General features: G+C 35.2%; 13 protein-coding genes. 2 read left to right on the forward strand and 11 right to left on the reverse strand.

The features are described 5' to 3' along the window. Position 1 precedes the first annotated feature (1 nt). Complete coding sequence (locus MHB47_RS11505; protein ID WP_002508490.1) at positions 2–1,225, forward strand: Nramp family divalent metal transporter; 1,224 nt, start codon at positions 2–4, stop codon at positions 1,223–1,225. A gap of 79 nt (positions 1,226–1,304) precedes the next feature. On the opposite strand, the gene MHB47_RS11510 is transcribed toward MHB47_RS11505, so the two are convergent. From MHB47_RS11510 to eda, 10 genes are all read right to left on the reverse strand, one after another. Next, entirely contained in the window at positions 1,305–2,933 is a 1,629-nt protein-coding gene (locus MHB47_RS11510; RefSeq protein WP_340756796.1) for a ribulokinase, read from the reverse strand. 155 nt (positions 2,934–3,088) lie between these two features. Beyond that, entirely contained in the window at positions 3,089–4,810 is a 1,722-nt protein-coding gene (locus tag MHB47_RS11515) for an ABC transporter ATP-binding protein (protein WP_340756798.1), read from the reverse strand. A gap of 248 nt (positions 4,811–5,058) precedes the next feature. After that, complete coding sequence (locus MHB47_RS11520; protein ID WP_056936201.1) at positions 5,059–5,880, reverse strand: SDR family oxidoreductase; 822 nt, start codon at positions 5,878–5,880, stop codon at positions 5,059–5,061. Then, positions 5,880–6,911, reverse strand: a complete 1,032-nt coding sequence (gene uxuA, locus MHB47_RS11525) for a mannonate dehydratase (protein WP_340756801.1) — start codon at positions 6,909–6,911, stop codon at positions 5,880–5,882. Before uxuA ends, MHB47_RS11520 begins: the two co-directional genes overlap by 1 nt. A gap of 2 nt (positions 6,912–6,913) precedes the next feature. Beyond that, the gene (gene uxaC, locus MHB47_RS11530) at positions 6,914–8,320 is read right to left on the reverse strand and encodes a glucuronate isomerase (RefSeq protein ID WP_340756803.1); all 1,407 of its coding nucleotides are present in this window, start codon (positions 8,318–8,320) and stop codon (positions 6,914–6,916) included. Positions 8,321–8,335: 15 nt separating this feature from the next. Next, entirely contained in the window at positions 8,336–9,631 is a 1,296-nt protein-coding gene (locus tag MHB47_RS11535; RefSeq protein ID WP_002508524.1) for a TRAP transporter large permease, read from the reverse strand. Continuing rightward, positions 9,628–10,137 (reverse strand): TRAP transporter small permease, encoded by a 510-nt coding sequence (locus MHB47_RS11540; protein ID WP_340756804.1) that lies wholly within the window; start codon positions 10,135–10,137, stop codon positions 9,628–9,630. The genes MHB47_RS11535 and MHB47_RS11540 overlap by 4 nt, the downstream gene beginning before the upstream one ends. Further along, positions 10,112–11,149 (reverse strand): TRAP transporter substrate-binding protein, encoded by a 1,038-nt coding sequence (locus MHB47_RS11545; RefSeq protein WP_340756806.1) that lies wholly within the window; start codon positions 11,147–11,149, stop codon positions 10,112–10,114. The genes MHB47_RS11540 and MHB47_RS11545 overlap by 26 nt, the downstream gene beginning before the upstream one ends. 29 nt (positions 11,150–11,178) lie before the next feature. Further along, positions 11,179–12,150, reverse strand: a complete 972-nt coding sequence (locus MHB47_RS11550; protein WP_107518959.1) for a sugar kinase — start codon at positions 12,148–12,150, stop codon at positions 11,179–11,181. A 2-nt stretch (positions 12,151–12,152) separates the two neighbouring features. Further along, positions 12,153–12,770 (reverse strand): bifunctional 4-hydroxy-2-oxoglutarate aldolase/2-dehydro-3-deoxy-phosphogluconate aldolase, encoded by a 618-nt coding sequence (gene eda / locus MHB47_RS11555; RefSeq protein ID WP_002508528.1) that lies wholly within the window; start codon positions 12,768–12,770, stop codon positions 12,153–12,155. A gap of 147 nt (positions 12,771–12,917) precedes the next feature. Between eda and MHB47_RS11560 the strand changes: the two genes are divergently transcribed. Then, positions 12,918–13,862: a LacI family DNA-binding transcriptional regulator gene (locus MHB47_RS11560; RefSeq protein ID WP_340756809.1), complete on the forward strand. Its 945-nt coding sequence runs from the start codon at positions 12,918–12,920 to the stop codon at positions 13,860–13,862. Positions 13,863–14,693: 831 nt separating this feature from the next. Here MHB47_RS11560 and cidR read toward each other — a convergent pair. Beyond that, the gene (gene cidR / locus MHB47_RS11565; protein ID WP_340756811.1) at positions 14,694–15,569 is read right to left on the reverse strand and encodes a cidABC operon transcriptional activator CidR; all 876 of its coding nucleotides are present in this window, start codon (positions 15,567–15,569) and stop codon (positions 14,694–14,696) included. Between the last annotated feature and the right edge of the window lie 18 nt (positions 15,570–15,587).

The following is a 15,587-nucleotide window of genomic DNA, read 5'->3' on the forward strand; positions in this document are numbered from 1 at the left end:
AATGTTTAAACACGCGGGTAAGATTTTACGATCGCTTGGCCCAGGTATGATTATCACTGCTTCATTCATTGGCCCTGGTACAGTAACAACCATGACTCAAGGTGGCGCAGGATTTGGCTATAGTTTACTATGGGCAGTTGTCTTTTCAATCATCGCCACGATCGTGTTACAAGAAATGATTATTCGTTTATCTCTCGTTACACGTGAAGGCTTAGGTGAAGCAATTCAAGATTTATTTTCTAATAAAATTGGTAAGCTAATCATCGTGTGGTTCACACTCATTGCTGTAACCATTGGGTGTGCTGCCTATATTAGTGGTGACTTGATTGGAACCTCACTTGGGGCATCTTACTTACTTAATTTACCTGAAAATTGGGTTGCTCCAGTTATCGGCGTTATTATATTACTCATTGGATTATTTGGTAACTATAAATTTTTAGAAAAAGTTATGCTTGTACTTATGGTTATCATGGGCGCAATATTTATCACTACGATGATTGTTATAAAACCAGATGTTATGGGCATTTTAAAAGGTGCCTTCATTCCAACAATACCAGATGGCTCTATTCTTACTGTTATCGCTCTAATCGGTACAACCGTTGTGCCATATAACTTTTTTATCCACTCAACAGCTGTACACGAACGTTTTAATGGTGTTAAGGAGTTGAAATTCGCACGTTGGGATACAATTATTTCAATTACTGTCGGTGGTGTGATTTCTGCTGCAATATTAATTTCAGCAGCCACTTTAATTAAAGGTGAAGAAGTATCAAGTGTCATTCAACTTGCTGGACCGTTAGAACCTGTTCTTGGCGATGCTGCACCTATAGTGATTAGTGTTGGGTTATTCGCTGCAGGTCTGTCATCAGCCATTGCTTCTCCAACGGGTGCCGCTGCAACAATTAGTAGCCTACTCGGTTGGAAAGGCGGCATGCAAAGCAAGAAATACAAACTTGTGTTTGTTGTGATTATCATTATTGGAATTATTACTTCAGCACTTGGTTTTGAACCGCTTCAAGTCTTACTTATTGCGCAAGCATTAAATGGTATGATTTTACCTATTATTGCAATACTTATCTTTATTATTATTAATAAGAAAAATCTAATGGGCCGCTTTGTAAATACACTTTGGCTCAATATTATCGGAGGACTCGTTGTTTTAACCGTTTCCTTCTTAGGTATCTATAGTTTTATCGATGCTATAACAAGTTTCATTTCAGGCTAACTTTATAAAAATAACCCAGAAGCAACATATCATCACTGATATATTGCCTCTGGGTTATTTTACTTAACGTTTAATTCTCTTACCTCAATTTTGCAACATCACGCATAATGCTCGCTTTTTTATAGCCATGTAGGTCATGCAATGATTGATATGCGTTAAATAACTTTTTATAGATTTCCACTTTATCCGGTTGAGGGTCAACAGTATATAATACGGGTTCTTTCATTGCTTTGACTGCCTCACTAAAGTCCTTATGCGCCCCACCACATATTGCGCCTAAAATTGCTGCGCCAATTGCTGGTGCATATTCACTATCAATAACCGTCACTCGTTTGTTCAGCACGTTCGCATAGATATCCATGAGTAATGTATTCTTTTTAGGAATACCACCACAAGCAAATACATGATCCACTTCCATATGCCATCCTTCATACTGTTGCATAATCATTTTAGTACCAAATGCGGTTGCCTCCATGTACGCACGATAAATTTCTTCATGTTTCGTATGTAATCCCATGCCAAATAAGCAACCTTTCAAATTACTATCACTAAGTACACTTCTATTGCCGTTGTGCCAATCTAATGCGATAAGTCCACTTTCGCCAGGGTATAGTTTAGCGGCCTTTTCATTTAATAATTCAAAAATTGAAATATCGCGTAACTTCGCTTCTTTGACATCATCATACGGCGTTTGTTTCGCCACGTACTCAAATAAGTCACCTACAGCAGTTTGTCCTGCTTCGTATGCATAAAGTTCTGGAATAATGGCACCTTTAACTGAACCAGAAATACCAGGCACCTTATGTTGTTCTTTATTAAGCATTAAATGACATGTACTTGTACCCATGACCATAGTCATTTCTTTATCTCTTTCTGAACCTATCCCCAATAAACTTGCATGTGCATCTATAATAAATGGACTGACTTGCGTTTCTGGTGAAAGTCCTAGTTTATCTGCCATTGTCTGACTAACCTTACCTACAGTTTCACCAATATTAACGACTGGTGCTTCCACTTTCTCTCTTACAATAGTAGATAAATCATTATCTACTTTATCAAACAAATCATAATGGAATCCTGTGTCCGCTTCCCAAAACGATTTAAACCCTAAGCCACAATTTGATCTGACGTTTTGATCAGTGAGTCGATTGACAATCCAATCCCCCGCCTCCATGATATACGCACTCTCAGCTATCACTTCAGGCGCCTTATTGTTTACTTCCATAATCTTAGGTATCATCCACTCACTACTCACATTAAAGCCATAGTAGCCTAACCAACGATTCTTCTCTTCAAGTGCAGTTTTAAATAATACATCTGCCTCATCTTGTGCACCATGATGCTTCCATAATTTAACGTAAGCGTGTGGATTATCTTTAAATCCTTCCTTATTATGAATAGGCTCCATATTTTCATCCACAAATACCACGGTTGAGGATGTAAAATCTATACCGATACCGACAATTTCGTTTGGCGCAATTTGTGTTTTTGCTAAAATAGTTGGAATGCCTTCTTCAATGACTTCCATATAATCATTCGCATTTTGTAATGCATAACTTTGAGGTAGTTTTTGACCATCAAGTTCTCCTTCTATCGTGCCATGCGTATACGTTTTAATAAATTGCTCTACAATTTCACCATTCTCTGTATTTATAAGAAAGGCTCTACCTGAACCTGTTCCAAAATCTATCCCTATACTGTAAGCCATACTTTAACCCTCCAGATCTTCCTATACGACAGAAAGCGCTTTCTTAAATCATAATTAAGATTCTATAAAAATACAAGGGAGCGGGATAGAAATCATAATTTGATTTCGTTTGCCCACCCCCATAATACTCACTATTATAATCACATTATAACATTTTAAAACGTTTCAACTTCATTAAACTGTGATAAATAAAGTTGTTTATAGTGTCCATCTTGTTGCATTAATACTTCGTGACTACCTTCTTCTAAGATTTCGCCATCTTTGATAAAGATAATACGGTCTACGTCTTTAATTGTTGATAAACGATGCGCAATAATGAGCGATGTTCTATTTTCAGACAGCTTTTTAAATGCCAATTGAATTTTATTTTCTGTTTCTATATCTAACGCACTTGTAGCTTCATCTAAAATAATAATAGACGGGTCTTTTAAAAACATTCTCGCGATGGAAATACGCTGTTTCTGTCCACCAGATAATTTCGTACCTCTTTCACCTACGAGTGTATCCAAACCAAAGGGTAAGTCCTCGATAAATGTTTCTAATTGCGCATTTCTAACTGCGTCCCATATTGCAGTTTCGTCAGCTTCTAAATGACCATATACAATATTATCTCTTAAAGTACCAGAGAATAGGAATACATCTTGCTGTACGACACCAATTTCTGCACGTAATGAAGCTAACTGAATCGATTTGATGCTTTGACCATTAATTAAGATATCACCGTCATCTACTTCATAAAATCTCGGCAATAGAGAACTGATTGTCGTTTTACCACTACCACTCGGTCCAACCAATGCAATCTTCTCACCATGCTGAATATCTAAATTTAGTTTTTTTAGAATCGGTGTTTCGCCATATCCAAATGTTACATCTTTATATTGAATCGTCTTAGGATCACTCGGCATTTGAATCGCATCTGGCGCATCCTGTATTTCTGGATTAATGCTTAATATTTCACTAAAGTTTTTAAATCCTGCAATCGCTTTTGGAAATAGCTCTATAATCATATTAATTTGTTGTAAAGGCTTAAAGAGTACATTCGTAATCATGATAAATGCAACGATACCACCATAAGATAAATCACCATTCAACACAAAATAACTTCCGACTACTAACACAATAATTAATGTCAGATTTTGGGCAATATGACTAATTGTAATATTCCAAGACATATAATTATATGCTTTTAATTTTGTAGCTCTAAAATTATCGTTTATATTTCTGAATTTCGTTTGCTCATGTTTTTCATTTGTAAAGGCCTGTACAAGTCTTATGCCACCCACATTATCTGCGATTAATTCATTAAAACGTGACACATTTGTAAATAAGTTCTTAAATGCACGAGACATTTTTTGGCTGAAAAATATAGCCAAGATAAAAACAATAGGCACCACACAGAACGTAATGAGTGCTAATTTCACATCAATCGTTAACATGATGACAAATGCACCAATCAGCGTCATGATAGATAAAAATACATCTTCGGGACCATGATGGGCAGCTTCACCAATATCCATCAAATCATTCGTCAGTCGACCAATGAGCTTTCCGGATTTTTGGTTATCAAAATACTTAAAATTCAATTTCTGAATATGACTATATAAATCATTACGCATATCACGCTCTATATTCGTACCTAACTTATGTCCCCAATATGTCACAATAAATTTAAGTACCGCGACAATTCCAAAGACAAACAGTAATGCAATTCCAAAAATCACTATGAGATTCCATTGATTAGTAGGTAATAAACGGTCAATATATATACTTGTAATAAGTGGGAAAATTAATTCCAACAAACCTACAACAATTGCCGAACCAAAATCTAAGAAAAACAAACCTTTATATGGTTTGTAATAGCTAAAAAATGCTTTCACAACACCCCACCTATTCTATAATTCAATATTTTATTTATTCTTTACATATACTTTATATTATGGAGTAATTGATATGGATTATCAATAACATTCAAATCATATTTGTGACATTTTAAAAAGTAAATTTATAACACTTAAATAAATTTTTATTTCATTCCTTTTCATCTTTACTATATAAAATAGCAACAAAAAATAAACTCCTTAACCAATGTTGAATTAAGGAGTTTATTTTAAAATTTATATCTATTCTATACGCCAGAGTAAGATGAGAAGCCGCCATCTACAGGAACGACAATACCTGTAACGAAGCCACTTAATTCTTTATCCATCAACCAATAAAGTGTGCCTAGAATATCTTCTGGTACACCGAAACGATTCATTGGTGTTTGTGAGAGAATTTTTGAAGCACGTTCTGAATAAGAACCATCTTCATTTCTAAGTAAAGCTTTATTTTGAGCTGTTTCAAAGAATCCAGGTGCAATTGCATTCACTCGAATGTGACCGGCAAAGTACGTACTCAACCATTGCGTAAAGTTACTTACAGATGCTTTTGCGCCACTGTATGCTGGAATCTTAGTCAGTGGTGTAAATGCGTTCATTGATGAAATATTAATAATTGTACCTGCTTCAGATGAGACGACATCTTTACCAAATACTTGAGACGGTAAAAATGTACCTGTGTAATTTAATTTAAATACTTTATCAATACCATCTTCTGTTAAATCAAAGAACGTTTTATCACCCTGTTCATCATACATTTCATCATTTGTTGTGGCATTCGGGTTATTACCACCTGCGCCATTAATCAGAATTGTAACTGCACCAAATGTATCGTTATATTTAAGTTTCGCTTGTGTTAAAGCATCTTTATCCAACACATTTGCCACTAATGCGACTGTTTGTTGTCTTTCTTTATCTATTTCATCTTGTAACTCAACAATTTTATCTTCAGAACGTCCTAAGATACCAACGTTGGCACCTTTTTCTACAAGTCCTTTGACGAACGTTGATCCAATAACACCTGTTGCGCCAGTGATTACTACATTGACTCCTTCAAATTGTTTAGTCATCATTTGCTCACTCCTTCAATTAAACCATTAATATAAGTTGCGCCTAATGCTCTATCGAACAATCCATAACCCGCTTTACCTGTTTCGCCCCAAATCATACGTCCGTGATCTGGTCTGATTGTGCCCTTGAAGTTAATATCTTGCAGTGCTTCTACAACAGCTTTCATATCAACTGAGCCGTTTTTAGATAAATGACCTGTTTCCAAGAATGAATGTGAATCTAGTCGTTTCACGTTACGCATATGCACGAAATGGATATGCGCGCCAAACGTTCTAATCATGCTTGGTAAATCATTTTCTGCTAATGAACCTAAAGATCCAGTACAGAAACAAATACCATTATTTTTACTATCATTTATAGAAAGTAAACGTTCATAGCTATCTTTATTTTTAATGATACGTGGAATACCAAATATAGGCCATGGTGGATCATCCGGATGTATCGCCAGATCAATGTCATGTTCGATTGCAGTTGGTAATACACCATCTAAGAAGTACTTCAAGTTCTCCCACAATTGCTCATCCGATATTTCACGATAAGATGTAATTAAGTGATTCATTTCTTCTCTCGAATAACTTTCGTCCCAACCTGGTAAGTTTAAATCGGTCGTTAATGGATCAATATCTTTTAACTGATCATGTTTATAAATCAACGTATTAGAACCATCAGATAATTCATAGTCTAATTGTGAACGTGTCCAATCAAAGACAGGCATAAAGTTATATGTCACTGTCTTAACACCATTTTCAGCTAAATTCACTAATGATGTCTTATAATTTTCAATCAGTTCATCACGTTTATCTGTACCTAATTTAATTTCTTCACTTACAGGTAAACTTTCAACGACTTCAAATTTCAATCCTGCCGCTTCGATTGTTTGTTTTAATTTTGCGATTCTTTCTTTTGTCCAAACCTCACCTACAGGTACATCATAAATTGCAGAAACGATATGCTTCATGTCTGGAATTTGTTTAATGTTCTCTAATGTAACTGGATCATCTTCACCGTACCAACGAAATGATAATTCCATCGTTATACCTCCTTAACGCCTTCTATTTTGAATAAATTCACTGCATTGTTATAGCAAATATCTTTTAACATTTGTTCAATTGTTGCATCTGATAAGGCAATCTCACCTTTTTCAATCTTGTCTCCTAAGAAATTACATAAAATTCTTCTGAAATACTCATGGCGTGTATAAGAAATCATGCTACGTGAATCTGTCAGCATACCTACAAATTTAGCTAATAAGCCAACGTTCGCATAATCTACTAAGTGCTGTTCCATGCCTTCTTTCGTGTCATTAAACCACCATGCAGCACCTAATTGCACTTTATGCTCACTGTTAGTAAAGTTACCTGCAGTAGCTTGAACCATAAGATGATCATTACCATTATTAGGATAAATAATCGTATCTGATAAGGCATTGTGTTGTTCAAGGTGATCTAGCATCGCGTTCAATGTTTTAGCGCTTAGTTGTTCACCTACACTATCGAACCCACTGTCAGTACCTGCGACTTCTAACATTTTCGAATTATTATTTCTAGTTGGTCCTAAATGGAATTGTACGACCCAATTTAATTCGTTATATACTTTACTAATTTCAGTTAGAATGTAACCCGCTAATTCGTATTGTTGTGTTTCAGAAACTGCTTCACCCTTCATCATGGATTCATAGATTGCCGTAGCTTCTTCTGTTGTCGCATACATTAATGGTGCTTTTTCAAAACTTTGGTCAGAACTTCTTGCACCTTGTCTATTAAAATAATGAACGCGTGTTTTAAGTGCTTCGATATAACTGTTTAAATCTTTAATTTCACCGTCAATCGTTTGATCAAGCTGTTTAATCTTGTCTTTAACCGTTGTTTCGCTTAAGAATACGTAACTATCTGGTCTGAACGTAGGAATCACTTTAAATGTTACTTTTTTATCTTGATTTAATAATTTGTGATATTCCAAATCGTCACAGGGGTCATCCGTTGTACAAACTACAGAGACATTACTTTGTTTAATTAAGTTTTGTGGTGTATGTGATGATTTTGCCAACTTACGGTTTAATGATTTATATAACTTTTTAATATTCACTTTATCTAAATCAGCTTCTTCGTTAAAATAGCGTTTTAATTCAAGTGAACACCAGTGATACATTGGGTTAACGATTGAATAAGGCAACATGTTCATAAATGCTTCAAATTTATCGAAATCATCTGCATCGCCAGTAATTAATCCTTCTTCTATACCATATGCTCTCATTAAGCGCCATTTGTAATGATCTCCGGCTAACCACAATTGCGTAATGTTTTCATAGTTTTTATTTTCATAAATTTCTTTCGGGTCTAAGTGACAGTGAAAATCATAAATTGGTAGATCTTTAACCTTTTGATATAACTTTACTGCTGTTTTATTATTTAATAAAAAATTGTCATTAATTAATGCCATGTTATTGCCCCTTTTCTATAATCCTAATAATTTAGGAAGGAATAATGAAATTTGCGGAATGAACGTTACGATTAACAATAAAATAATGAGTGCGATAAAGTAAGGCACTAAATATTTGAATACTGATTCCACACGAACACCGCCGACACTCGCACCAACAAATAGTGCACTACCAACTGGTGGCGTGATATTACCAATACATAAATTAAATGCAATTAAGATACCAAAGTGAATTGGATCTAAACCTAAAACTTCAGAAATTGGTAAGAAAATCGGTGTGAAAATCAACACTGCTGGTGTTATATCCATAAATGTTCCGATGACTAATAAAATTACGTTCATCATCAGTAGTAAAATGATTGGATTATCTGTCATTGACAGAATGCCATTTGAAATGGCTTCAGGTAGCCCTGTATAACTCATTACGAGTGAAAATAGTGCAGAAGCTGTAATCAAGAACAGAATCATACCACTAATTTCTGCCGTTTCTTTGATGACGTTAGGTATTTGTTTGAGTGTCAGACTTTTATATATTAGTGATAACACTGTAGCGTATAACACTGCTACTGCTGCACCTTCTGTTGCTGTGAATATACCTGACACAATCCCGCCAATGACTACGATAATTAAAAATAGACTTGGCAAAGCATCTAATGTTAAAAATAATTTATCTTTCCAACTAATGCGTTCAGATACTCTGTAACCTTGTTTCTTCGCCATAACATAAGCCACAATCATACAAGCAACGCCCCATAAGATACCTGGTATATAGCCTGCGATAAATAGTGCTGCTATTGAGGTGCCACCACTCACAAGTGAATACACAATCAATAGTGAACTTGGTGGAATCAATAAACCAGATGGCGCAGATGCTATATTTGCCGCTGCAGAGTATTCTTTTTTATAGCCTTGTTTTTCTTCCATTGGTCCCATGATACGTCCCATTGCGGCCGCCGCAGCGACACTAGAACCAGAAATAGAACCGAATAACATATTACCTACAATATTCGTATGTGCCAGTGAGCCAGGTAATCTACCTACTAACACTTTGGCAAAGTTCACTAATCTAAAAGCGATACCACCGTTATTCATAATAATACCTGCCAAGACGAATAACGGAATGGCAAGCATTGTAAAATCATCAATGCCCGTAACCATACGCTGTGCTGCCGTTATAATCGTTACATCGAATGGTAATATCATTAATAACGTTATGATAGAACTCAAAATAATCGCTAATGCGATAGGCAAGCCGAATATCAAGAAAGCGAAGAATGTGATGAACAATACTAAACCTGCTGCAAGTGTCATACACGCTCACCCCCATCTTCTTGATTGGCTTCTTTAACTGCTTCAAGTTCTCCTTTATCTAACAAGTTATATATTGCGTAGAAAATGATAAAGACGCCCGAAACAGGTAATGCGCCGTACATCGCTGCTATAGATAAGCCAGTAGATGGTGCAATTTGTGACCATGTTAAATTCACAACTTCATAGCCACCCCAAATCATGAGTACGAGTGCTACGATAATGATTATGACGTCTGAAGCCTTTTCCATAATAAGTTGTATTTTTTCAGGAAATCTTTCTCGAATAAATAAAATGGCTATATGTTGTTTTACACCAAATACATAACTGGCACTGAGCAGGCCAAACCAAATCAATAAGAATCTAACGATTTCTTCACTCATTGTACTTGGGCTGTTAAAGATAAAGCGTGTAGCAACTTGATAAACGGATAATATAACCATTACAAAAAGTGCAATACCAGCTAACGTGAGGAGGAGTTTATCAATGATCTTTTTTGCTTTCTTCATAAAGCTGCTCCTCCTTCTCGATTAGTTTATAATCATCTTTTGTATCTGGATTCTCTTTAAATTCATCTTGTAGAGGTTGAGATGCTTTTTTGAAAGAAGATTTATCTACGTTATGGAATTTCACACCCATGTCTTCTTTGGCTTTCTTTTTAGCTTCTTTCACTTCTTTATCCCAAATTACTTCATGTTTTTCAGTAGAATAAGCTGCTGCATCTTTCAACCATTTCTGCTGTTGTTTCGTTAAGTCATCATACGTTTCTTTGTTCATAATCAAGATATCTGGAACAATTGCGTGTTCCGTATAATGATAATTTTTAGCAACTTCACCGTGGTTGTTTGTTGTGAGTGAAGTTTCATTATTCTCAGCTGCATCGATCACACCCGATTGTATCGCTGTATATACTTCACCGTAATCCATTGGTGTCGGTGTGCCGCCTAATGACTTAATTAAATCGACACTCGTTTTACTTGGTTGAACTCTTATTTTTATACCTTCTAAGTCACTATTATCTTCAATTTTTTTATCTTTCGTGTATATATTACGCACGCCAGCGTCATAGTATGTGATCCCTAGAAACCCCTTATCTCCAGTGGATTTAAAAAACGCATCTTGTACTTCTTGTTTTTTCATAACATGACGATAATTCTCTTCTGATTCAAATAGATAAGGCATGTTAAACAATGAATATGTTGGAGAAAAGCTTTCCAATGCAGCCGATGACACTTTAGTCATTTGTATTGCATTGGTCTGCGTCATTTCAATTGCTTCACGTTCACTACCTAATTGACCATTCGGATAAATGTTAATTTTAAGATGACCATGAGATGTTTCTTCTAATCTTTCTTTAAAAATCTCAAGTGATTTATGAACCGGATGGCTCGTCGGTTGATTATGCGCTAACATAATTTCTTTTTGCTTCTCTTCCGCATTAACATAACTATGAGGAAGTGATAAAGCTAACATTCCCACTGTAAAGAATGCGCTTACAAATAGTGTTAAAATTTTTTTCATATATGTCTTATGCCCCTTTGTTTAAGGTTCTATCGACTAAGCCCACCGAAATGAGAGGATAAATTATGCACATCACTTTCTTCTACACTTAATGCATCCTCGTTTGTCGTATGTTGTAAGACTGAACATTTCGTCGCAAAATCTATAGTCTCGTCTAATTGCCAATTACGAATCAGTCCATGTAAGACACCAGCCATAAATGCATCACCGGCTCCAATGCGATTCAGTACCGTATATTGATAAGCTTGGCCTTCAATATAACTTTGTTGCGATAACATGATACCTTGTAATGTACTTTGCTCAATATCTCTATTACTGGAAGCCATTAATGGTATCTCATATTGTGATTGAATCGTTTCAGCACATGTCTTCATATCATCTTCTTCAGAATTTGTCTCAAGTAAATGCGTCGCATCCTTTTTACCAAAGAAGAGTACGTCAACAAGTGGCAGTATCGACTTGATTACTGGTACGGCTTCTTCTTTAGACCATAAGTTACTTCTGAAATTAATATCAAATATGATTTTAACGCCTTGTTGCTTTAATTTAGTTAGTGCATCAACGATATGTTGTCGTACTGTTGTATTAACTGCCAATGTAATACCAGTCAATACAAAGTAATCACCACTTTGTATTGGTAAGTCATCGATGACGCTTGACCCATATTCTGCGAAAGTTGAATGTTCACGATCATAGATGACTTTACCACTTCGGAAGTCAAAGCTCTCTTCCATATAATATGTGCCTATTCTACCGTCTTGCTGTTTCAAAAATGTTGTACCTACTTGTGTTTGATACAGCTTTTTCATAGCTAAATTGCCTAATGCATGTTGTGGTAATACCGTTAACATTTCAGTAGCGTGCCCAAATTGAGATAAGGTCACGAGCGCATTTAATTCTGCACCTCCAACATTAACACCAAAGGTATTGGCATCTTTCAGTTGTTTGTAATCAGGTGGAGTATAGCGTAGTAATACTTCTCCAAATCCAAATACCGTCATAGTTATACCTCTCTTTTTAGTTCAGAAATATATTGCACTAAAGCTTCTTGTCCTTGTTGTTGATAAATTTTTGTAATTTCACTGCCAATGCCTACTGCAAAACTACCTGCGTCTAACCATTCTTTTTGATTATCTTTACCCACGCCACCAGTTGGAACAATCTCAATTTGTGGTAATGGACCTTTGAAATCTTTGATAGATTTAGGTGAAAATTGTGTTGCTGGGAATAGTTTCAATACTTTACAACCATAGCGTAACGATTCAACCATTTCTTTAACCGTCATACATCCTGGAATATAAGGAACGTCATACAAGTTAGCGATTTTAGCTGTTTCCTTATCAAAAGATGGACTTACAATAAATTTAGCTCCGTTTAAAATCGCTGTACGTGCTGATACACTATCAAGTACAGTACCTGCACCAATGAGCGCATCTTCTCTTTTAGATAATTCAGCAATAATTTCTATCGCGTTTGGTGTCGTTAACGTTACTTCGATAATATTAAGCCCTTGTTCTATAATTAGATTCGAAATATCTAAAAACGTCTCTGGGTTGTCTGTACGCATTACTGCAATGTGTTGACCTTCTTGAATATACTTCATCGTATCTCTTGAATTCATCTTTACATCTCCTTATAAATTTCATCTTTTGTGTTTGACCTCTGAAAATAACAACGTTGTTATTAAGATTCAAAAAAATATTCTAACGCTTATCTCTATGGTATAATTAATTCTAACTTAAATCAATCTATTTCAAGGAGAACTTTTATGGCTGTAACTTTAAAAGACGTTGCCGAAGCCTGTGGTGTCAGTTATTCCACGGTCAGTAAAGCATTAAAAAATTCCCAACTCGTTAAACCAAAAACAAAACAAATGATTCAACAAAAAGCGCTTGAAATGAATTACATACCTAATCATTCGGCCCGAGCACTCGTTTCTAAAAGAAGTGGCACGATTGGATTAATCTGGCCTTCCGTAGATCGTGTTGCTGTGACCCATCTCATTTCAGAAATTAATAGAGCCATTAAATCACTCGGTTATGTCATGTTTGTTTCAATCGATGACGTTGCGGCCGCTTCAAAGAAATTTGTTGAATTTGGCTGTGATGGTATCGTTATCTTTGATGAAGGTGACAATTCAAACTTACCGCCTGAAATTTATAATAACGTACCGGTAGTCGCATATGGTGTAGATAGAGATATTCCCTACCCGATTATCAATGTCAATCATGCAGAAGCGATGATTATGGCCATTAATGCCTTATTAGAACAAGGTATTCAAACGATTGATTACATAGGCGACATTAATACAGATGACGCCCGTCAAATCGCTAAAAAAGATGCGATTACTGATTACTGCAATGCACAAAACATTACCTACCGTATTATCGATTCTAATGGATTGAACGCGATAGAAGCAGAAGCATCCGTGAAGCAACATTTAAAAACCGACACGCTTTCTCCTGGCGTGATTTGCGGGAGTTACGATATTACTGTAGGGACGATTAATGCCATTGGACCTGAGAATCAACCAATGATTTACTCTTACGATAATATTCCACAAATTAAAAAATTAGATTATCCTGTCAATGCTATCGGTGTTCCTACATCTGAAATCGCTCAACAAATCGTGACTACATTAGATAAAGTTATTAAAAATGAACCAACCGATGCAGCGTATCATTTACATCCATCATTACAGAATAATATTTAATACATGCAAATTTCATTAAATAAACAAAGCGACCCTAGCTACATTGGACAGTGTAGTTAGAGTCGCTCTTGTTTGAGAGATATTTATCTAGAGGGTTATTACTTTTAATATTACTTCAACTGAAGCATAAGCTTTCTTAAATATATGAAGGCATCTAACAAGTGATTTTTATAATCTAGAAATGCCATTACCAAATTGCATGGTGCCTGTCTTGTTGTCTGTTATACAACATCGCGTACACCTATCACTTTATAATGCAATGACATGCTACTTGCTAAAATGCCGTTAATATAACGCGCGCTTTATATATTGCTTGCAAGTCACGTGTTACAACACATCTTGTTTGTACAGAAAAAAGTTAACCAATATTTAGAGAGATAGGGGTTGTTTTCAGTTTTTTAATGGGAGAACTGATGAATTTTATTGGTTTTAACTATAATTTCTAAAACACGCAACTGTGCAAGCATTGGTTAACATACGATACATTTGTATCTATATTACAAATGCATCACATATCTAATCCTACTTTCATCTCTGATTAGTACGTTATGATTACCATCTTTATAAAATTTGAGGACTCCCTTAGTTATCTTCTGCCGTTATGAGTCCTGAGTTGAATTATCATTTATTATAAAAGCTATCATATATTGATTGTACGTGGATATTCATACATATTGAAAACTCAACTTATAACCATTTCGCAATGATCAGTTAATCAGTACTCATAACCCTCTACAAGTTCTATTATATTACGCCTTTATCTATGATTAAAATACATAGTTGGAATATTTGACATTCCTTAGTGGAATACTTCAACTTGAACAACGTTTTTTATTTCAAATCCTTTAAAAAATTAATCCATTCATGCGTAACGTGATTCATATAACTTTCTTTCTTCCATATAACACCTAAATTCCACGCTACATCAGCACCATTTATTTCAATGCCGACAACACCATCATTTAAGATATTGACGATGCTTTCAGGTAATATACTCACGCCAATACCATCACGAATCATATTTTCTATAAAAGTAATTTGAGACATTTTAGCTACTGTTTTAGGATGAAATCCTACTTTTCTACAGCTTTCTATAATTTGATCTTTCAGGTAATAGTCATCATGAAACATAATAAAGCTCTCATCTTTCAAATCACCTAAATAGATAGATGATTGTTGGGCTAACTCAGAATTTTTATCAACGATAAGTAATAACTTCTCCTTATATAGAGGTACCGCATGATAGATATCCTCATCCACTGGTAAAGTTGTAATACCGACGTCAATTTCATCGTTGTTCAAATAAAATTCGACCGCTTTCCCGCCGCCTTCAATGACTTCATATGTCACATTGGGATACTGAGAATGAAACTGGTTTAAGCTTTCCGTAAACAACCTGACATTCATAATTGCCGATATGCCAATACGGATATGACCTCTTTCTAAATTCGTGACGTCGCCCATTTCTAATGATAGATCATCTAAGACTGCTAATGCTTCAACACACTTATCATAAAAAATCTGGCCTATATCCGTTAGAATAATATGTTTTTTTCTTCTATCAAACAAAGTAATGTCAAATTCGTTTTCAATGCTTTTAATATTTTTACTAATTGTAGACTGTGCGATATATAAATGTTCTGAAGCTTGTGTCATTCCACCATTTCTCACAACTTCTACAAAATATTTCATTTGTTTTATTTCCATATTCTGCTCCTCTGAATA

The organism is Staphylococcus sp. FSL K6-3157, assembly GCF_038005145.1.
In the GTDB taxonomy this organism is placed as follows: domain Bacteria; phylum Bacillota; class Bacilli; order Staphylococcales; family Staphylococcaceae; genus Staphylococcus; species Staphylococcus equorum.